Origin of the sequence: Photorhabdus aballayi (assembly GCF_026153155.1) — a bacterium.
Classification (GTDB): Bacteria; Pseudomonadota; Gammaproteobacteria; order Enterobacterales; family Enterobacteriaceae; genus Photorhabdus; species Photorhabdus luminescens.
This window is the reverse complement of sequence record NZ_JAPFCD010000007.1, coordinates 1-20,068: the sequence shown is the minus strand read 5'-3', so window position 1 is coordinate 20,068 and position 20,068 is coordinate 1. Positions and strand designations below refer to the sequence as shown.

19 protein-coding genes and 7 tRNA genes are annotated in these 20,068 nt (G+C 43.0%); 16 read left to right on the top strand and 10 right to left on the bottom strand.

Features of this window, described 5'->3' with window-relative positions:
* The first annotated feature begins 105 nt into the window (after positions 1 to 105).
* On the top strand, positions 106 to 537 hold the full coding sequence (locus tag OO184_RS05800) for a GNAT family acetyltransferase (protein ID WP_265378361.1): 432 nt from the start codon (positions 106 to 108) through the stop codon (positions 535 to 537).
* A 45-nt stretch (positions 538 to 582) separates the two neighbouring features.
* Here the strand turns inward: OO184_RS05800 and OO184_RS05795 are convergent, their stop codons facing one another.
* The gene (locus OO184_RS05795; RefSeq protein ID WP_376712541.1) at positions 583 to 1,002 is read right to left on the bottom strand and encodes a YgiW/YdeI family stress tolerance OB fold protein; all 420 of its coding nucleotides are present in this window, start codon (positions 1,000 to 1,002) and stop codon (positions 583 to 585) included.
* Positions 1,003 to 1,171: 169 nt separating this feature from the next.
* On the opposite strand from OO184_RS05795, the gene OO184_RS05790 reads away from it, so the two are divergent.
* The 6 genes from OO184_RS05790 to cysM all read left to right on the top strand — a co-directional run bounded on the left by OO184_RS05790 (position 1,172) and on the right by cysM (position 6,836).
* Positions 1,172 to 1,771, top strand: coding sequence for an RpoE-regulated lipoprotein (locus OO184_RS05790; RefSeq protein WP_265378360.1), 600 nt, complete (start codon positions 1,172 to 1,174; stop codon positions 1,769 to 1,771).
* A gap of 241 nt (positions 1,772 to 2,012) precedes the next feature.
* The gene (locus OO184_RS05785) at positions 2,013 to 3,035 is read left to right on the top strand and encodes a sulfate ABC transporter substrate-binding protein (protein ID WP_265378359.1); all 1,023 of its coding nucleotides are present in this window, start codon (positions 2,013 to 2,015) and stop codon (positions 3,033 to 3,035) included.
* Positions 3,035 to 3,868, top strand: coding sequence for a sulfate/thiosulfate ABC transporter permease CysT (gene cysT, locus OO184_RS05780; RefSeq protein ID WP_265378358.1), 834 nt, complete (start codon positions 3,035 to 3,037; stop codon positions 3,866 to 3,868). Before OO184_RS05785 ends, cysT begins: the two co-directional genes overlap by 1 nt.
* Positions 3,868 to 4,713 carry a sulfate/thiosulfate ABC transporter permease CysW gene (cysW, locus tag OO184_RS05775; RefSeq protein WP_265378357.1) on the top strand — a complete coding sequence of 282 codons (846 nt, stop codon included), beginning with the start codon at positions 3,868 to 3,870 and terminating at the stop codon, positions 4,711 to 4,713. Before cysT ends, cysW begins: the two co-directional genes overlap by 1 nt.
* A gap of 14 nt (positions 4,714 to 4,727) precedes the next feature.
* Entirely contained in the window at positions 4,728 to 5,816 is a 1,089-nt protein-coding gene (gene cysA / locus OO184_RS05770; protein WP_265378356.1) for a sulfate/thiosulfate ABC transporter ATP-binding protein CysA, read from the top strand.
* Positions 5,817 to 5,954: 138 nt separating this feature from the next.
* A complete protein-coding gene (gene cysM / locus OO184_RS05765) occupies positions 5,955 to 6,836 on the top strand; it encodes a cysteine synthase CysM (RefSeq protein WP_265378355.1) in 882 nt (293 codons plus the stop codon).
* 170 nt (positions 6,837 to 7,006) lie between these two features.
* On the opposite strand, the gene crr is transcribed toward cysM, so the two are convergent.
* The 6 genes from crr to cysZ all read right to left on the bottom strand — a co-directional run bounded on the left by crr (position 7,007) and on the right by cysZ (position 12,248).
* Positions 7,007 to 7,516, bottom strand: a complete 510-nt coding sequence (gene crr / locus OO184_RS05760; protein WP_015833547.1) for a PTS glucose transporter subunit IIA — start codon at positions 7,514 to 7,516, stop codon at positions 7,007 to 7,009.
* Between the two features lie 47 nt (positions 7,517 to 7,563).
* On the bottom strand, positions 7,564 to 9,291 hold the full coding sequence (gene ptsI, locus OO184_RS05755; protein WP_265378354.1) for a phosphoenolpyruvate-protein phosphotransferase PtsI: 1,728 nt from the start codon (positions 9,289 to 9,291) through the stop codon (positions 7,564 to 7,566).
* A 121-nt stretch (positions 9,292 to 9,412) separates the two neighbouring features.
* Complete coding sequence (locus OO184_RS05750; protein WP_265378353.1) at positions 9,413 to 9,535, bottom strand: hypothetical protein; 123 nt, start codon at positions 9,533 to 9,535, stop codon at positions 9,413 to 9,415.
* 64 nt (positions 9,536 to 9,599) lie between these two features.
* On the bottom strand, positions 9,600 to 9,857 hold the full coding sequence (gene ptsH / locus OO184_RS05745) for a phosphocarrier protein Hpr (protein ID WP_021323875.1): 258 nt from the start codon (positions 9,855 to 9,857) through the stop codon (positions 9,600 to 9,602).
* A 552-nt stretch (positions 9,858 to 10,409) separates the two neighbouring features.
* Positions 10,410 to 11,363, bottom strand: coding sequence for a cysteine synthase A (gene cysK, locus OO184_RS05740; protein WP_265378352.1), 954 nt, complete (start codon positions 11,361 to 11,363; stop codon positions 10,410 to 10,412).
* 114 nt (positions 11,364 to 11,477) lie between these two features.
* Positions 11,478 to 12,248 (bottom strand): sulfate transporter CysZ, encoded by a 771-nt coding sequence (gene cysZ, locus OO184_RS05735; protein WP_265378351.1) that lies wholly within the window; start codon positions 12,246 to 12,248, stop codon positions 11,478 to 11,480.
* 220 nt (positions 12,249 to 12,468) lie between these two features.
* Between cysZ and zipA the strand changes: the two genes are divergently transcribed.
* The 4 genes from zipA to OO184_RS05715 all read left to right on the top strand — a co-directional run bounded on the left by zipA (position 12,469) and on the right by OO184_RS05715 (position 17,302).
* On the top strand, positions 12,469 to 13,377 hold the full coding sequence (gene zipA, locus OO184_RS05730; protein WP_265378350.1) for a cell division protein ZipA: 909 nt from the start codon (positions 12,469 to 12,471) through the stop codon (positions 13,375 to 13,377).
* A gap of 61 nt (positions 13,378 to 13,438) precedes the next feature.
* On the top strand, positions 13,439 to 15,457 hold the full coding sequence (gene ligA, locus OO184_RS05725) for an NAD-dependent DNA ligase LigA (RefSeq protein ID WP_265378349.1): 2,019 nt from the start codon (positions 13,439 to 13,441) through the stop codon (positions 15,455 to 15,457).
* A 235-nt stretch (positions 15,458 to 15,692) separates the two neighbouring features.
* Positions 15,693 to 16,877, top strand: a complete 1,185-nt coding sequence (locus OO184_RS05720; protein ID WP_132344189.1) for a NupC/NupG family nucleoside CNT transporter — start codon at positions 15,693 to 15,695, stop codon at positions 16,875 to 16,877.
* Between the two features lie 209 nt (positions 16,878 to 17,086).
* Positions 17,087 to 17,302 carry a DUF3820 family protein gene (locus tag OO184_RS05715; RefSeq protein WP_088372462.1) on the top strand — a complete coding sequence of 72 codons (216 nt, stop codon included), beginning with the start codon at positions 17,087 to 17,089 and terminating at the stop codon, positions 17,300 to 17,302.
* A gap of 95 nt (positions 17,303 to 17,397) precedes the next feature.
* Here the strand turns inward: OO184_RS05715 and OO184_RS05710 are convergent.
* The 3 genes from OO184_RS05710 to gltX all read right to left on the bottom strand — a co-directional run bounded on the left by OO184_RS05710 (position 17,398) and on the right by gltX (position 19,274).
* Positions 17,398 to 17,473, bottom strand: a tRNA-Ala gene (locus tag OO184_RS05710).
* Between the two features lie 56 nt (positions 17,474 to 17,529).
* Positions 17,530 to 17,605, bottom strand: a tRNA-Ala gene (locus OO184_RS05705).
* A gap of 250 nt (positions 17,606 to 17,855) precedes the next feature.
* Positions 17,856 to 19,274 carry a glutamate--tRNA ligase gene (gene gltX, locus OO184_RS05700; RefSeq protein WP_265378348.1) on the bottom strand — a complete coding sequence of 473 codons (1,419 nt, stop codon included), beginning with the start codon at positions 19,272 to 19,274 and terminating at the stop codon, positions 17,856 to 17,858.
* A gap of 270 nt (positions 19,275 to 19,544) precedes the next feature.
* Between gltX and OO184_RS05695 the strand changes: the two genes are divergently transcribed.
* The 5 genes from OO184_RS05695 (at position 19,545) to OO184_RS05675 (ending at position 20,068) form a co-directional block, all read left to right on the top strand.
* Positions 19,545 to 19,620 (top strand) — tRNA-Val (locus OO184_RS05695).
* A gap of 30 nt (positions 19,621 to 19,650) precedes the next feature.
* Positions 19,651 to 19,726 (top strand) — tRNA-Val (locus tag OO184_RS05690).
* Positions 19,727 to 19,771: 45 nt separating this feature from the next.
* A tRNA-Val gene (locus OO184_RS05685) sits at positions 19,772 to 19,847 on the top strand.
* Between the two features lie 42 nt (positions 19,848 to 19,889).
* A tRNA-Lys gene (locus tag OO184_RS05680) sits at positions 19,890 to 19,965 on the top strand.
* Between the two features lie 45 nt (positions 19,966 to 20,010).
* Positions 20,011 to 20,068 (top strand) — tRNA-Lys (locus tag OO184_RS05675).

The window sequence follows — 20,068 nt, the reverse complement described above, 5'->3', positions numbered from 1 at the left end:
TATTATAGCCATTCGTAGAAGAGAACGCATTTTCGTATTGATTCCGGTGTTAAAGCAGAGATAATGAGAAAATAATTATTGCAATAAAAACAGGTTGGTTTAGGGATGGAAATTCGGGTATTTCGACAAGATGATTTTGAAGAAGTGATCACCTTATGGGAACGCTGCGATTTACTTAATCCTGGTGTTGATCCTGAAGTGGATATCGAGCGTAAATTGACTCATGATCCTGACCTGTTTTTAGTCGCGGAAGTGGCTGGTGAAGTGGTTGGGACGATTATGGGGGGCTATGATGGTCATTGTGGTTCAGCTTATTATTTGGGAGTTCATCCTGAATTTCGCAGTAGGGGAATTGCGAATGCGTTAATTGCCCGGTTGGAGAAGAAATTGATTGCCCGTGGTTGCCCAAAAATAGTTCTTATTGTTCCTGAAGATAATGATGCCACTATCTATATGTGCGAAAAACTGGAATATGAAGATCGTCATCAAGAGAGTGTTATTTTCAGTAAACGTTTGATTGGTGATCAGGAATATTGAGTTTAGATATGGCTGAGTGAAAGAATACCACTCAGCCACAAACTATTAGTTCAATTTGGTGACTTTTTTCACATCAACTGTCATACCATTCCATTCTTTATCGACTTCGCCTTCAAGACGGACTCTATCTTGCGGCGTTATCGTTTGACCATTCCAGTATTTATGATCAACTTCGACTTCAACAATTCCTGCATTATCTCGGAATATGAAGTGATCGCTATGGATACGGGATTCAATATATCCTTCCAGCACGACCCAACTGTCATCTCTCATATTTTTAACTTGTTGAGTGGTGGAAACTCTTGCATTGTGATCGACAAAACCACCTTGTGGTGCTGATTGGACGGGAGGCTGTGCTGAATCGGGACCAGAAAAACCACCAAATTGCGTCTGTGAGGTTTGAGCCAGTGATGGCATACTGAACAAAGCAATCAAAGCGGTGGTTATAAATGTTTTTTTCATCATATTGACCTTACTAATAGTGATGATTTTTAGGGGAGGTAATGATACCGCTAAGTGGTATTTTATCAATAAAATATTAATCTAAAGTAATTAATTTAAATATTCTCTGAAACTAACAATCAGATGTGATGTCTCAGCACCTATCTCTGTATTGAGTCAAAGGGAGCCAATTATGCAGGAGTATAGTACGTTGTCAGGATTACGTTTTGCCACAATAGGCTGTGTGTTGTTACTGGCTGGTTGTGCGGGTTCATCGGGCTTTTCATGGTCGAATTTGTCTCCTTTTAGCTGGTTTGGCAGCTCCTTAAAAATCTCAGCTCAGGGCGTGGGAGAAATAAATGGTCTGACAGCAATGAATAAGGACGCGATAGAGAAAGGATTGGATGGAAAGTACCACTTACGCAGTGGCATGGAAACAAAAAATGGTCAATTGGTGACAGTATTTCAAGCAATGGATAGTGATCAATTGAAGGTAGCGCTATTTGGTCAGGAAGATGGAAAAGTCAGCCGCATTGAAGTGTTGGATGAAGATATTGAAACTGTCTGGGGAACAAAGGTCGGTATGCCATTCTCGGCGCTTTATAGCAGGGCATTTGGTGCTTGCCAAAATACGGTCAGTGAGTCAGAGAAGAGCGCTATTGTTTGCGTATCCCCGCAGAGCAAACATGTTAGTTATCTGTTTACCGGTAATTGGAATGGCCCTGAAGGTTTAATTCCTTCTGATGATGTGCTGAAAAACTGGAAAATAGAACGTATCATTTGGAAGCGATGAGAGTTTCTGATTAGAACATAAACCGAGTTGGTTTGGTGGATTTGATATTCCTCTTGCGGAGCTGTAACAGGCCCGCATTTTTCATTTAAAAACCTTACTGTTCTTGGCAGCTTATTGCGTTTCATGCTTTCTAATTGCAATTTGGTATATTAAACGGCGATAGTTATCTACCCTGTTATAAATAAACTGGATACATTAGTCACTGGCGCGTTATTTGATGGAATAACGGATAAGGTGAGAAATGAAAAAGTATTCAGTAAAAAACACGATACTAAACGGACTGGTAGTAGTGACTTTATTAGGCAGTAGTCATGCCTTTGCTGTAGAGTTGTTAAACAGCTCTTATGATGTTGCGCGTGAGTTATTTTCTGCACTGAATCCTGAATTTGAAAAACAGTGGAATGAGCAATATCCACAAGACAAATTGATAATCAAACAATCCCACGCCGGTTCTTCCAAACAAGCACTGGCAATTCTTCAGGGGTTGCGGGCTGATGTGGTGACTTACAATCAGGTAACGGATGTGCAAATTTTGCATGATCGTGGGGATTTGCTCCCGGCTGATTGGCAGAACCGTTTGCCAAATAGCAGTTCGCCTTACTATTCCACGATGGCGTTTCTCGTGCGTAAAGGTAACCCCAAAAATATTCACAATTGGGATGACTTAGTGCGTCAGGATGTCAAATTAGTCTTCCCAAACCCTAAAACCTCCGGTAATGGTCGTTATACTTATTTGGCCGCTTGGGGAGCTATTCAACAAGAAAATGGTGGGGATCAAGGTAAAACTCGCGAGTGGATGAAACATTTCCTGAAAAATGTCGCCGTGTTTGATACCGGAGGTCGCGGTGCGACAACGTCATTTATTGAACGTGGCTTGGGTGATGTGCTGATCAGTTTTGAATCTGAAGTTAACAACATTCGTAAGCAGTATGGTGATGATAAATATGAAGTGATCGTTCCACCGGTAGGTATTCTGGCGGAATTCCCAGTGGCTTGGATTGATAAACATATTGCGAAAAACGGTACAGAGGAAGCGGCTAAAGCTTATCTGAATTATCTTTATAGTCCACAGGCACAGCAGATCATGACCCGCTTTAATTATCGTGTCAGTGATAAAAACGTGATGGCTCAGCAGGGAGCCCATTTTCCAGAAACTAAGCTGTTTCGATTAGAAGATCAATTTGGTGGTTGGCCGCAAGTGATGAAAACTCACTTCAATACTGGCGGCATACTGGATCAATTGCTGGCCGAGGGGCATAAGTAATGTTTTCGAAATCCAGTAAGCGAGTATTGCCTGGTTTCGGGTTAAGCTTAGGCAGCAGTGTGTTCTATACCTGTTTGATCTTATTGTTACCCCTGAGTGCATTAGTTGTGCAACTTTCCAGTATGACTTGGGAACAGTATTGGCAGGTTATTGCTAATCCCCAGGTTGTGGCGGCTTACAAAGTGACATTGCTGGCAGCAGCGGTTGCCAGCTTGTTTAACGCGGTATTTGGTATGCTGATGGCATGGGTTTTAACCCGCTATCGTTTCCCAGGCCGTAGCTTATTAGATGGTTTGATGGATCTCCCTTTTGCGTTACCTACTGCGGTAGCGGGATTGACATTGGCAACGCTATTCTCTGTTAGTGGTTGGTATGGCTCTTTGCTTGGGCACTTTGATGTGAAAGTCGTGAATACTTGGTTGGGTATTGCAGTGGCGATGGCGTTTACAAGCTTGCCATTTGTAGTGCGAACTATTCAGCCAGTACTTGAAGAGTTAGGGCCGGAATATGAAGAAGCAGCTCAAACATTAGGCGCTAATCGTTGGCAAACTTTCTGGCGCGTTGTATTGCCAGAATTGTCTCCCGCTTTAATTGCGGGCACGGCACTCTCTTTTACTCGCAGTTTGGGGGAATTTGGCGCAGTGATCTTTATTGCTGGCAACATTGCATGGCAAACAGAAGTGGTATCGCTGATGATTTTCATCCGTTTACAGGAGTTTGATTATCCCGCGGCCAGTGCCATCGCATCAGTTATATTGGCAATATCCCTGATATTACTATTTAGCATTAATACTCTGCAAAGCCGCTTTGGTAAGCGGATTGGAGGGCATTAATGGTTGAATTATCGGAATCTTATGTAGCGCAACAACCACCTGTAAATTGGGGCAAGTGGACGTTGATCGTAACCGGCGTATTGTTTTCAATTTTATTGTTAGTGATCCCGATTGCCTGGATATTTATGACTGCTTTTTCTAAAGGAATTGAGGTAGTTACTCAGAATCTTTTGGATACTGATATGTTGCATGCCATCTGGCTAACGATACTGATCGCATTAATTACCGTTCCGGTAAACCTAATTTTTGGCGTCATGATCGCTTGGCTGGTAACGCGCTTTCAGTTTCCGGGGCGACAATGTTTATTGACGTTGATCGATATTCCGTTTGCTGTTTCGCCGGTCGTAGCGGGTTTGCTCTACTTATTGTTTTATGGTTCGAATGGTTGGGCAGGAAGTTTGCTGGAACCCTATGATATCCAATTGATGTTTTCCTGGCCGGGGATGGTCTTGGTGACGATATTTGTGACTTGTCCGTTTGTTGTTCGAGAGTTGGTGCCGATGATGCTTAGTCAGGGGAGCCAAGAGGATGAAGCTGCAATTTTATTGGGGGCGTCTGGCTGGAAAATGTTTTGGCGGGTGACGTTACCTAATATCCGTTGGGCGTTGTTATACGGTGTGGTTTTAACCAATGCTCGGGCTATTGGTGAATTTGGCGCTGTTTCAGTGGTATCCGGCGCTATTCGTGGTGAAACTTACACATTGCCGTTGCAGGTTGAACTACTGCATCAAGATTACAACACCGTAGGGGCATTTACTGCGGCGGCATTGTTGGCATTGATGGCAATTATCACTTTGATTGTTAAAAGTGCTTTGCAGTGGCGGTTAAGTCGTCAACATGGTTAAGGTAGGAGCAGAATATGAGTATTGAAATTAGCAATATCAGTAAATATTTTGGTCGGACTCAGGTTTTGAGCGATGTCACTCTGAATATTTTTTCTGGAGAAATGGTTGCTCTGCTTGGACCGTCAGGCTCTGGTAAAACAACCTTGTTGAGGATTATTGCTGGTCTGGAACAACAAACTGAGGGGGAGCTGAGTTTCCACGGACAAGATGTTAGCCGTATGCATGCTAAAGATCGGCAAGTTGGATTCGTATTTCAGCATTATGCCCTGTTTCGGCATATGACTGTGTTTGATAATGTTGCTTTTGGATTAACAGTACTGCCGCGACGTAAGCGTCCGAATATGGCGGCTATCCGCCGTAAGGTGATGGAGTTGCTGGAGATGGTGCAATTGACGCATCTTGCTGAACGTTATCCATCGCAACTTTCTGGTGGGCAGAAACAGCGGGTAGCGTTGGCAAGAGCATTGGCTGTTGAACCACAAATTCTATTACTTGATGAGCCATTTGGCGCACTGGATGCTCAGGTAAGAATGGAATTACGCCGTTGGCTACGTCAGCTTCATGAAGAACTTAAATTTACCAGTGTCTTTGTCACTCACGATCAGGAAGAAGCGATGGAAGTGGCTGACCGGGTTGTTGTCATGAGACAAGGGAATATTGAACAGGTTGGTACGCCGCAAGAAGTATGGCGTTATCCGGCAAGCCGTTTTGTAATGGAGTTTCTGGGTGAGGTCAATCATTTTAGTGGTGAAATTAAAGGTTCTCAGCTATTGATTGGCGGGCAGCACTTGCCTCTCAATGTGACGCCAATCCATCAGGGGAATGTCGATGTCTTCTTACGTCCGTGGGATATCATGATGAACTCGCAACCGACACTTTCCAGTCCATTACCAGTACAGGTGACTGAGGTTAGTCCTAGAGGGCATTTCTGGCAGCTTTCGGTTCAGCCTCTAGGCTGGCATCATGAATCGGTTGTTGTTGTTTGGTTTAATGAGACTTCAGTACCCACAAGAGGAAGCCGTTATTTTATTGGTGGCACTGAAGCGCGTTTATATGCGGGCGATAAACAATTGCAAACACTGAGTTTAGCCCAAACTGCCTGATAATTATTTAGATTTGGTTGGTACCATTTTGCTCATCTCCTTACCGCCAGGGATGGGCATTTTTTATTTAAGGGCTTGCGATATATTCCTGAATATGGTTATTTCGCTCTTCTATTAAATAAAATTTGGGTAATAGCTGTGGCAAGCTTGGAACATTTTATAGGTAACACCCCGCTGATAAAATTACAACGAATCACCGATAAGCTAGGGGTGGAAATATGGGTGAAACTTGAAGGTAATAATCCGGCAGGCTCGATAAAAGACAGAACAGCGCTGTCAATGATTCAGCAAGCTGAATTGCGCGGTGAGATTTCTCCCGGTGACGTATTGATTGAAGCTACTAGCGGAAATACGGGGATTGCGTTGGCAATGATTGCCGCAGTAAAAGGTTATCATCTTAAGTTATTGATGCCGGATAATATGAGCCTTGAGCGTCAGGCTTCTATGCGAGCTTATGGCGCAGAACTGATTTTGGTGAGTAAAGCAATGGGCATGGAAGGTGCTCGTGATTTAGCTCAGCAAATGGAGCGTAATGGTGAAGGTAAAGTTCTTGATCAATTCAATAACCCGGATAATCCTTTAGCGCATTTTACGACGACAGGGCCTGAAATTTGGCAACAGACGCAAGGGCGTATTACGCATTTTGTTTCCAGTATGGGAACGACAGGAACCATTACCGGTGTTAGCCGCTATTTAAAAACTCAGTCTAATAGTGTACAGATTATTGGTTTACAACCGGCGGAGAATAGCCATATTCCCGGTATTCGTCGCTGGTCGCCGGCTTATTTGCCAGGTATTTTCCGCAAGGAGTTAGTCGATCAAGTGCTGGATATCACTCAGAAAGAAGCTGAAGATACCATGCGTTTGTTGGCTCAGAAAGAAGGCATTTTCTGTGGGGTCAGTTCCGGCGGCGCTGTTGCCGGAGCATTAAGTGTTGCAGTACAAAATCCAGGTTCTGTCATTGTTGCCATTATCTGTGACCGTGGCGACAGATATCTTTCTACCGGAGTATTTAATTAATCTGGTCATATATTCAGCGTGAGTAGAGTAAAACAGGCGATAAGCTCTGCTCACATTAGCCAATTTCTAATAGGGAAAATGGTGTAAATCGAAGATAAGGGATAAAAAAACAGCCGTGATTGTCGGCCGTTTTTTAAGATGAAAATGGTATTGTGACAGTTAAAGTGTTGCTACTTTTTAATACGCATAATGGGGGTTTCACCAACAGTGACAGAACCACTCAACTTGGATAACTCTTTAATTTCATCCATGTTGGAAATAACAACAGGCGTCAGGGTCGATTTTGCTCTTTCTTCAAGAAGTTTAAGATCGAATTCCAAAACTAAATCACCTTTTTGTACACGCTGACCTTCTTCAGCAATACGCTTAAAGCCTTCGCCTTTAAGCTCAACCGTATCAATCCCAAAATGGACAAATAGCTCAATACCGCTGTCCGATTCGATAGAAAATGCATGGTTGGTTTCAAATATTTTACCGATTGTTCCATCAACTGGTGCAACTATCTTGTTGCCGGCGGGTTTTATAGCGATACCGTCGCCGACAATTTTCTCGGCGAAAACAACATCTGGAACATCTTCAATATTGACAATCTCACCAGATAAAGGTGCGATAATTTCAATAGTGCCGCTGTTTTTTTTATCATCTGAAACTAGAGATTTCAGTTTATCAAACAGACCCATGAATCTTCTCCTAATTGTTTATACTGGACCGCGTTTTAACCGTATTGTTAGCAAAGTGTTTTTTCTTTGATGAAGGTATCAACCAATTCTATCAACCCCTGAGCGGTAGACTGAGATAGAGCTTGCTCAGCTAGCGCTTTTGCATCTTCGTAACGAGTATTACGAATGATTTTCTTGATGCGGGGAATAGAAATCGCACTCATACTAAACTCATCCAGCCCCATGCCTAATAGCAACAGCGTAGCACGTTCATCACCTGCAAGCTCGCCACACATCCCCGTCCATTTACCTTCAGCGTGTGAAGCATCGATGGTTTGCTTAATCAGGCTCAATACTGCTGGTAGCATCGGGTTATAAAGATGAGAAATCAACTCGTTACCGCGGTCTACAGCAAGAGTATACTGAGTTAGATCGTTTGTCCCAATACTGAAAAAGTCAACTTCTTTTGCCAGGTGATGAGCAATAACTGCGGAAGCTGGTGTTTCTACCATCACCCCTACTTCGATCGCTTCATCGAATTTTTTACCTTCTTCGCGAAGCTGACCTTTCAGCAATTCAAGTTCTGCTTTCAGTTCCTGTACTTCTTCTACAGAAATAATCATTGGAAACATAATACGTAGTTTACCGAAAACAGATGCACGTAAGATAGCACGTAACTGAGAATGTAAGATCTCTTTTCGATCAAGGCAAATACGAATTGCACGCCAACCAAGGAATGGATTCTCTTCTTTCGGTAAATTCATATAGGGCAGATTTTTATCACCACCGATATCCATTGTACGTATAATAACCGCTTGGCTGCCCATTGCTTCGGCAACGGCTTTATAAGCTTGGAATTGCTCTTCCTCTGTTGGCAGCGCATCACGATCCATAAACAGAAATTCTGTACGGTATAAACCGACACCTTCGGCCCCATTGCGCTCAGCGCCGATCACATCACGGACAGTACCGATATTGGCACAGACTTCAACCTGATGACCATCGAGAGTCATTGCCGGGAGGTCTTTCAGCTTTGCAAGTTCAGTTTTTTCTGCCAGATATTCGCTTTTGGTCTTTTTTAGTTGTTCAATTTCTGCATCAGATGGATTGATATAAATATGGTTATTTACCGCGTCTAGGATTAGATAATCACCATTTTGGATTGTCGTCGTCGCCTGGGTGGTACCTACGATCGCTGGCAGTTCAAGAGAGCGGGCCATGATTGACGTGTGGGAGGTTCGGCCGCCTAGATTGGTAATAAAACCGAGTACTTTTTCCAGATTGAGTTGTGCGGTTTCCGATGGGGTCAGATCGTTGGCAACCAGAATAACTTCCTCTGAAATTGAGCCAAGATCAACAATGGGCATACTTAGAATGTTTTTCAGCAAGCGTTTACCGATATCACGCACGTCTGTGGCACGTTCTTTCAGGTATTCATCATCTAATTCTTCAAGGGCTTGGGCCTGAGTTTCAATAACGGAATAGACTGCGGCATCCGCAGTTTTGAAATCGTTTTTGATTAACGAAATAATTTCTTGCTCGAGCTCTTCATCTTCCAATAGCATGATATGCCCTTCGAAGATTTCAGCTTTTTCTTCTCCGAGGTTTTTTGCTGCTATATTCTTGATAATTTCTAGCTGAGATGAGGCTTTTTCACGGCCTTGCTTGAAATAGGAAATTTCTTGTTCGACTTGCTCTTGGCTGATTTTTTTCTGATTGACAATAATTGGGTCTTCTTTCAGTAATAGTGCTTTACCGAAAGCGATGCCTGGTGATACTAATATGCCTGAAATCATGATGTTACCTAACTACTAATAATTATTCTTTAAAGAGCCAGCCCGCAGATGGTTTGCTGTTTTAGGACATACATTTAAACTGATATCCCCAGATAAAAGTTTATCCGGGGATGAGGAACGGCTAAGTGAATACCTGTTTATACCCGTTATCTTGCAAGTTGCCTCTTTGCTGGCTGCGCTCACTCACCTCGGTCACATGTTTGCTATGCTCCCGGAGATTCGCTCCCTTGCCGTCGCGATGCATCTTGAAATCCATTGGGTATATTCACAATCTCTGAATCTTGACTGGCTTTGCGGTCAACGGAAAATTATTCCAGTTCTGCCATTAACTTAACCAGATGTTCGATTGCTTTTTGCTCATCTTCACCTTCAGCAGAAATGGTCACTACAGTGCCTTGAGTGAGTCCCAAAGTTTGTAGCTTAAACAGGCTTTTAGCACTGGCAGTTTTACCACCGGAAGTCAGTGTAATGTCGGAGGAGAAACTTTTGGCTTCTTTAACAAACTGTGCAGCGGGACGGGTGTGTAGGCCATTTGGCGCAGTAATAGTGACTTCTTGCTGGAACATAACGTTTCCTCAATAACTTAGATTTTTGCTGTGTAAGTTAAGAACTTGTAATGGACAAATTTTAACTTGAGTGTTTATTTACTGCCTATCCCATTCAAGACGATTTTTTTACCTAAAGAGTGAACTGGGTAATATTCTGGCAAAAGCGATAAATAGCTCCTGAACGCTCTTTAGTACGGCCCATAACTTCCGGGTCATGTGTGTGCTGCCTGTTTCACTTTTACTGATAAGAATGAACAGCGTTAACTACGTCTACTGAGATAGACTCTCAGGTCGATAATGTAATAAAAATTTTTATTCATTATCAAAAAAATTATTCTTTTCGATGCTTCTGGTTGATAGTTTGAAGTAAAGATAGATCGCGGAACTACTTAACTGAAACTACTACTCCTGTTAATTAATTTCGAGCATCGAAATAATTATTATTGGTTAAATACTAGACCCATTGTAAGAAATCATCTGGCAAAGTGTAAAAATTTGATCTACCACACAGAAAAAGCACCATTTAGGTGCTTTTTTATCAATAAATCTAAGTAACTTACTTAAAAACTTTTATTCATCAGACAAGTCAGTAAACAGTACGCTGCTTAGATAGCGCTCACCTGATGAAGCCAGAATGACGACAATATTTTTGTCTTTATATTCCGGTTCCTGAGAAAGTTTTACCGCTGCTGCAACGGCGGCGCCAGAGGAGATACCTGCCAGAATGCCCTCTTTTACCATAATTTCACGTGCGGTTTTAATCGCTTCCTCGTTGCTGATTTTGAAAACGCGATCAACCAGTTTTAAATCAAGGTTATCTGGAATAAAACCCGCACCAATACCTTGGATCTTATGGGGGCCAGGTTTCACTTCTTCGCCGGCCAGAGTCTGACTGATAACTGGCGAATCTTCAGGTTCTACAGCAACCGCAGTAATATTTTTACCTTTAGTATTTTTCAGGTAACGAGCAACGCCTGTTAATGTACCGCCAGTCCCTACACCGGCAACAAATACATCCACTTCACCTTCAGTGTCTTCCCAGATTTCAGGGCCTGTGGTTTTTTCATGGATTTCTGGGTTTGCCGGATTGCTGAATTGTTGCAGGATAATATAACGATCGGGATCGCTAGCTTTAATTTCGTCAGCTTTCTCAATGGCGCCTTTCATGCCTTTAGCGCCTTCCGTCAGCACCAGTTGCGCGCCCAATGCTTTCAATAGCTTGCGGCGCTCAATACTCATGGTTTCCGGCATAGTCAGCGTTAATTTGTAACCCCGAGCGGCGGCAACATAAGCAAGGGCTATCCCGGTATTGCCGCTGGTAGGTTCTACCAACTCTTTCCCTGGTTGTAGGATACCGCGTTGTTCAGCATCCCAAATCATGTTGGAACCAATGCGACATTTTACACTAAAACTTGGGTTACGGGATTCTACTTTTGCCAGAATACGCCCATTGCCAAAGTGTTTTAGGCGAATTAACGGGGTACGACCAATAGTCAAAGAATTATCTTCGTAAATTTTACTCATACTCGTCTTTCAACTCCCTTTAGTGATATCCGGTCAACAATACGCCAACAACCGGTTAATGGAAATATAACTTAAATATATTTTTATTGTCTAAAAGAATAACTTAAATGAATATCATGGCATAATACGGGGAGCATGTTGATTTCGATAGCGATCGACCCACATTGCCGTTGCAGCACATACGGCAATAGGCATAATCACCAAATTGACAATGGGTATCATGGTTAAAATACTTACTGTGGCGCCAAATTGCAGATTAATTACTTTGTTTTGGCGAAGGGCGCTACGCATTGTTGGAAAACTGACTTTGTGGTTATCAAAAGGGTAATCACAATACTGAATCGATAGCATCCAGGCACTGAAAATAAACCAGAGCACAGGTGCGACAGTCTGCCCGATAACAGGAATAAAATAGAGTAGTAATAACACCAGAGCGCGTGGAATATAGTAGCACAGCTTGGCTAATTCCCGTTTCAGGATACGTGGAACATCTTTGAAGAGTGCTGTAACACCGGTATCCGGTGCGGGGGTTCCTGTTAAATCCGCTTCCAGTTTCTCTGCCAGCAGACCATTGAATGGCGCTGCGATGAAATTCGCTATTGTGCTGAAAAAGTAAGTAAAAATCAGCAAAACAGAGATCAGGGCCAATGGCCATAAAATATAACTGAGCCATTGCATCCAATCCGGTATTTTGCTCACTATCCAATGAATCCAGTTCTCCAGTTTCTGATAGAGCCACCAAAATGAACCGCCGAGAAACAAAATATTTGCCAACAAAGGCAATAGGACAAATCGTTTAATGCCTGGGCGAGTAATTAATTTGCAACCTTGCATCAAATACTGAAAGCCGCTCAAATTTTTTGGCGATTTTGTCAAATTCAGCATACTTCCTATTCTCTCTTGTGTGATTGAAACGCTATCATATAGGGAGGATTTTCGACTGACTAGTATTGTTCTGTATAAAAAGAACGCAAAAGAGGCTTATTAGGCATCTTTCTGATAAGAAAAGTGTGTATAAGCTTGCACTTGTGTTATTTGACAAATACAGTTAATACAGAAAATATTCCGCCGTGGTGGCATACTTAATTAAACAACAGAGATAGCAATGATGCAGGATTTGCGTCTGATATTAATCATTGTTGGTGCGATAGCAATAATAGCTTTGCTGTTACATGGGTTGTGGACCAGCCGTAAAGAGCGTTCTTCGCTTTTTCGTGATCGCCCAGTTAAACGTCATAAACATGATCGTCAGAATAGTTTCGTCGATGACAGTGATGATGAAGCGTTCGACGATCAGCAAAAGCCTTATGCCCATAAGCAGGTGAAATCTCATCATGATAAAGCTAAGCCGGCTATCGAACGCCGTCAGCAAAAGTTGACTGAAATTGATGCTGCAACGTCTGAAGAAAGCGATGATCCATTGCTGACGGGCCGCCAGCCTGAGACGACAGAGAGAAGGGCAGTCATAGAAGAGCAGGAACCCCAACTCGGTCTGTTTGAATTCGAAGAGCAGAATGAGCCTGAAAAAGACAGATCTGCACTTGAAGAAAAGCCTCAGGAGACGGTTGGCGAAAAAGAAGCTCAGACTAAAGTGAAAGAAATTGTTTTGGTTCTTCACGTAGCAGCACACCACGGCCAGGAATTGAATGGTGAACCTTTGCTGCAAAGTATTCTACAATCTGGCTTCCAGTTTGGAGAAATGCAGATTTTTCATCGTCACGTGAACCCATCAGGTAGCGGCCCGATACTATTTAGCTTGGCAAATATGGTGAAACCGGGCTCATTTAATCCTGAAACAATGGCTGATTTTACGACGCCAGGGGTTTCTATGTTTATGGTGGTTCCTTCTTACGGAGAATCTAGCCAGAATTTTAAGCTGATGTTGCAGGCGGCCCAACGTATTGCTTCTGATGTTGGAGGCGTGGTGCTTGATGATGAGCGAAAAATGTTGACGCCGCAAAAAATCGAATTATATAAAGCACGCATTCGCAGCACACTTGGTGTTCAGGTATAATCAATTTATCGAATGTTCAAGCCTCCGCCAGTCGGGGGCTTTTTATCGCTGGTTATAAGTCATGAAATCAACTGCTCAACAAATAGAAAAACTCAGAACAACACTACGTCATCATGAATATCTGTATCACGTTATGGATGCGCCGGAAATCCCTGATGCAGAATATGATCGGTTAATGCAGGAATTAAAAGATTTTGAAGAACAATACCCTGAGTTAATTACATCGGATTCGCCAACGCAGCGGGTTGGGGCTGCTCCTCTGACGGCTTTTGAGCAAGTCCGCCATGAAATTCCTATGTTGTCACTGGATAACGTGTTTGATGAAGAGAGTTATCTGGCGTTTGATAAGCGGGTGCGTGACCGCCTGAAAGAAACTCAGGATTTAGAAGTGTGCTGCGAGCTGAAACTGGATGGTTTGGCGGTCAGTCTGTTGTATGAAAATGGTGAATTAGTACGTGCTGCAACTCGTGGCGATGGTACAACAGGGGAAAATATTACATCAAATATACGGACTATCTGTGCAATTCCACTGCGTCTGTTCGGCGAAAGTATTCCAGCTCGTATTGAAATTCGCGGTGAAGTTTTCATGCCGCAAAAAGGGTTTGAGAAACTGAATGAAGAGGCACGTCGCACGGGCGCAAAAGTATTTGCTAACCCACGTAATGCTGCGGCTGGCTCGTTACGTCAACTCGATCCCCGTATTACGGCTAAACGTCCATTGGCTTTCTTCTGTTATGGTGTTGGTGTATTGGAAGGGGGAGAGTTACCGACCAGTCACTACGAGCGATTGATGCAGTTTAAGAAATGGGGATTGCCGGTCAGCGATAAAGTTAAAGTTTGTACAGATAGTCAACAGGTCATTGATTTTTATCATGATATTGTAAACCAGCGTTCCGCATTGGGGTTTGATATCGATGGTGTCGTTGTCAAAGTCAATTCGTTGGAATTACAGGAAACATTAGGCTTTGTTGCCCGTGCGCCACGTTGGGCGACGGCATTCAAATTTCCTGCACAGGAGCAAATGACGATTGTTCGTGATGTTGAGTTTCAGGTTGGTCGTACTGGCGCGATCACACCAGTAGCACGTCTGGAGCCAGTATTGGTCTCTGGTGTGACTGTCAGTAATGCAACATTGCACAATGCGGATGAGATTGAACGTTTGGGTTTGCGGATTGGCGATACGGTTATTATTCGCCGTGCTGGTGATGTGATTCCACAAGTTGTCGGTGTCTTGGAAGACAGAAGGCCACAGGACAGTAATGAAGTTGTTTTCCCTGAACATTGTCCGGTATGTGGGGCAGATATTGAAAGGATTGAAGGGGAAGCTGTAGCGCGTTGTACGGGGGGATTGGTGTGTGGCGCTCAGCGTAAAGAAGCACTGAGACATTTTGTTTCTCGTCGGGCGATGGATGTTGACGGCATGGGAGAAAAGATTATCGATCAGTTGGTGGATAAAGAGTATGTCGAAACCCCGGCCGACCTTTTCAGGCTGACGGCAGGCAAGTTGACTGGGCTTGATCGCATGGGGCCAAAATCTGCTCAGAATGTGGTAGATGCGTTGGAAAAAGCGAAAAAAACCACTTTTGCCCGTTTCCTTTATGCGTTGGGTATCCGTGAAGTTGGGGAAGCGACCGCTGCTAATTTGGCAGCTCACTTTGGCGAACTGGATAAATTACGTTCCGCTGATGAGGAAACATTGAAAGAGGTTCAGGATGTTGGCGAAGTAGTAGCAAAACATGTTGTTAACTTCTTCAGTGAATCTCATAACCGAGCAGTCATTGACGATCTGATTGATAATATTGGTATCAACTGGGAACCGGTTGTCGTAACGAAAGCTGAGAAGATTGACAGCCCGTTTTCGGGTAAAACAGTTGTGTTGACAGGTTCATTGCATCAGTTATCTAGAGATGAAGCCAAAGCTAAACTTGCTGCACTTGGGGCAAAAGTGACAGGTAGCGTTTCTAAGAAAACAGATTTGGTGATTGCGGGTGAAGCCGCCGGTTCAAAGTTAGCTAAAGCTAATGAGTTGAATATTCCGGTTATTGATGAAGAAGAAATGATCCGCTTATTGGGCGAATAACTTTTTGTTTACATACTGATTATTGAGAGCTTTTCTCAATAATCAGTTATGAGCAATAAAGGTATTTTAGAATCTGGTTTTGTACGATCCAGTTAAAAATGTGATCAGGCTCGTTAAGTAAAGGTTTACAGTAAGAATTATCTCAGTTTAATGTGATATCTATCCTTATTTGCTCACCTTTTATTACATAGAATGCATTTATAAAAACTTGCTTTTTATCGTGTTTGGAGTAGATATGTCTCAAATCCTGCATTTCTTTTTAGCTTTAATTGTCATTGGCGGCCTTGCTATTTTGGCGAGTAGTGACCGTAAAAGTATTCGTCCTCGCTATGTTATTCAATTGCTTGTTATTGAACTTATCTTGGCTTGGTTTTTCCTGAATTCTGGTATTGGTCAGGAATTTGTCATGGGATTTGCTGGCTTGTTTGAGCATTTACTGAAATATGCGGGTGAAGGGACTGAATTCATTTTTGGCGGCATGATGGATGCAAAACTGGCATTCTTCTTTCTGAATGTATTGTGTCCGATTATCTTTATTTCCGCGTTGATTGGTATTTTGCAGCATATCAAACTATTGCCAATCATCATCCGGGTTATTGGTACCCTGCTGTCTAAAGTCAACGGCATGGGGAAACTGGAATCATTTAACGCAGTCAGTTCTCTGATACTTGGGCAGTCTGAAAACTTTATTGCTTATAAAGATGTACTGGGAAAAATGTCTGAGCGTCGCATGTACACGATGGCTGCGACTGCAATGTCAACGGTTTCTATGTCGATCGTTGGGGCTTACATGACAATTTTAGCGCCTAAATATGTTGTAGCGGCATTGGTGCTTAATATGTTCAGTACCTTTATCATCCTATCACTGATTAATCCGTATGCTGTTGACAGTGAAGAAGATATTCAGATGAGCAATCTTCACGAAGGTCAAAGTTTTTTCGAAATGCTAGGTGAATATATTTTGGCGGGTTTTAAGGTAGCCCTCATTGTTGCTGCTATGTTGATTGGTTTCATTGCCTTGATTGCGGCTGTTAACGCGTTATTCAGCATGGTATTTGAGAAGAGCTTCCAGGAAATACTCGGCTATGTGTTTTATCCATTTGCTTGGGTAATTGGGATCCCTACAGATGAAGCATTGAAGGTTGGTAGCGTCATGGCAACCAAATTAGTTGCTAACGAATTTGTGGCAATGCACAGCTTACAATCAATTGTGACAGAACTTTCTCCTCGTTCGCAGGGTATTTTGTCGGTATTCTTGGTTTCTTTTGCTAACTTCTCTTCCATTGGGATTGTGGCAGGTGCGATTAAAGGCTTGAATGAGAAACAGGGTAATGTTGTTTCCCGCTTTGGTTTGAAACTACTGTTTGGTTCAACGCTTGTCAGTTTCTTGTCTGCGGCTATTGCAGGTTTGGTACTGTAAAAGATATACCCAATGGATTTCAAGATGCATCGCGACGGCAAAGGAACGAATCCCCGGGAGCATAGATAACTATGTGACCGGGGTGAGTGAGTGCAGCCAACAAAGAGGCAACTTGAAAGATGACGGGTATAATGTTTTATCGTGGAATATTGCATCATGGATGATGCAGTTTCCCTTTCACATATTTCTCCTTATTAGACGTGCAAATTATGGAAAAAGAAAACCTGATAGAAATTGCTAATACTGCAATGCCGTTCGGTAAATACAAAGGGCGTATGCTCATTGACTTACCGGAAGAGTATTTATTGTGGTTCGCTCGTAAGGGGGAATTTCCACAAGGTAAATTAGGTTCGTTGATGGAGATGACTTTAGCAATAAAACTGGAGGGATTAGATTCGTTGGTGAAACCGTTGAAAAAAGGTTAACCAAGGAAAGAGTTTGTTTTTTATTCGATAATGGTGGTTAGATATGGTAACAACCAAAAGGCCCTGAAAGCATGGCTTTCAGGGCCTGATAATTTTGGTGGAGCTAAGCGGGATCGAACCGCTGACCTCTTGCATGCCATGCAAGCGCTCTCCCAGCTGAGCTATAGCCCCACGAGTGTGGTATGTCCTAATTTAGTACCAAATACTTTGTTTCAATATAAAGGATTTGGTGGAGCTAAGCGGGATCGAACCGCTGACCTCTTGCATGCCATGCAAGCGCTCTCCCAGCTGAGCTATAGCCCCAATCAAAATTAATGGAACGGGGCGCATAATATGAAACCCTGCAAATACTGTCAACGGCTAACTTATCATTCTCACCACAAGCGTTGAAAAAGCCATCAATTTTATGATCAATTAATAAAATAAAGACTGAGCAATGGGTTGAAGTTAAATAGAGGGTGTTTGGCAAAGTGGTAAAAAGATAGAGATTAAATAAGATTTTTTGAAAACAAAAAGGCATCACATGTGATAAGTGACGCCTTTGATGCATTAATTAAGACTGAGTTTCACGTTGAGCAATGAATTCCAGCGCTTGATTAATACGGGATAAAGTACGGGTTTGCCCGATAGCGTGAATAGTGACATCCACACCTGGAGATTGACCTGCACCGGTAGCAGCAACACGTAATGGCATACCGATTTTACCCATACCGACTTCCAGCTCATCAGCGGTGGATTGAATGGCATGATGAACATTTTCTGGTATCCAATCAGTAATTGAAGCCAGCTTTGCACGGACAACTTCAAGAGGTTGACGGGCAACCGGGCGTAAATGTTTCTTTGCCGCATCGGCATCAAATTCAGCAAAATCTTCATAGAAGTAACGGCAGGATTCAGCCATCTCTTTTAGAGTCTTACAACGTTCGCCCAGTAATTTAATCAGATCAACCAACTGTGGACCATTACGGGTATCGATGCCTTGTTGCTCCATGTGCCATGCCAGATGGACAGCCACTTTCTCTGGTGGAAGAGTATTAATATAGTGATGGTTCAGCCATTGCAGTTTTTCTGTATTGAATGCGCTGGCAGATTTATTGATAGCATCCAGGCTGAACAACTCAGTCATTTCTTCAATGCTGAAAATTTCCTGGTCACCGTGCGACCAACCCAGACGAACCAGATAATTCAGCAGTGCTTCTGGCAGGTAGCCATCATCACGATATTGCATAACGCTCACTGCGCCGTGACGTTTGGACAGTTTTTTACCGTCATCGCCTAAGATCATCGAAACGTGAGCATATTCTGGCACTGGAGCGCCTAGTGCTTTCAGAATATTAATTTGGCGAGGTGTATTATTGATATGGTCTTCACCGCGGATGACATGGGTGATCTCCATATCCCAGTCATCAATAACAACACAGAAATTATACGTTGGTGAGCCATCGGTACGACGGATAATCAGATCATCAAGTTCCTGATTGCTGAACTCAATTGGGCCCCGGATCTGATCATTAAAAACAACAGAACCTTCTTGTGGATTGCGGAAACGGACGACATGGGGTTGATCTGGGTTATGTTGACATAGATTGTCACGGCAATGGCCGTTATAGCGGGGTTTCTCGCCATTTGCCATTTGAGTTTCCCGCAATTCTTCCAGACGCTCTTTAGAACAATAGCAGCGATAAGCACTCCCTTGTTCTAACATTTGATCGATCGCCTGATTATAACGATCAAAACGTTTCGTCTGATAATAAGGGCCTTCATCCCAATTCAGATTTAACCAGTTCATACCGTCCATAATGGCATTGATAGCTTCCTGAGTTGAGCGTTCAAGGTCAGTATCTTCGATACGCAATACAAATTCGCCTTTGTTATGGCGGCTATACAACCAGGAATAAAGTGCGGTACGAGCACCGCCAACATGGAGATAGCCAGTTGGACTTGGTGCGAAACGGGTTTTGATTTTACTCATTGGGGATTGCCTTAATTACGTTTCACTTTTCAATGAACGTTATTGGTGATTTAAAGTAATAAAAGTGGGGGTTATTTTATCACTGCACCTTAATTCCTCAATGCTATTAACGGGAAGTTGTTGAGAAAAGTCAGAGTATTTGTCTAAACTGTACCCTATAGTGACGATAATTATCTCACCCTTGTTTAATTTTGAGACGAACGATATTTTTCTCTAGAAAAAGCGTTGACTCATTCTGAACTATCCCTATAATGCGACCCCATCACGACGGGGCGATTAGCTCAGTTGGTAGAGCATCTCCCTTACAAGGAGGGGGTCATCAGTTCGAATCTGGTATCGCCCACCATCTCGTTGTGATAAAAATGATTTTATGATTGGGCGATTAGCTCAGTTGGTAGAGCATCTCCCTTACAAGGAGGGGGTCATCAGTTCGAATCTGGTATCGCCCACCAATCATAAACTCAGTGGTATAGATGCAGTAATAGTCATCATGAAGTGGGCGATTAGCTCAGTTGGTAGAGCATCTCCCTTACAAGGAGGGGGTCATCAGTTCGAATCTGGTATCGCCCACCACTTCATTAAGATTGTTTCAGGCGGTATCACTATCTTTGGTGCGGGTCGTTAGCTCAGTCGGTAGAGCAGTTGACTTTTAATCAATTGGTCGCAGGTTCGAATCCTGCACGACCCACCACTCCAAAAGATACAATTAGAGTAATTCTCCTATAGATGGGTCGTTAGCTCAGTCGGTAGAGCAGTTGACTTTTAATCAATTGGTCGCAGGTTCGAATCCTGCA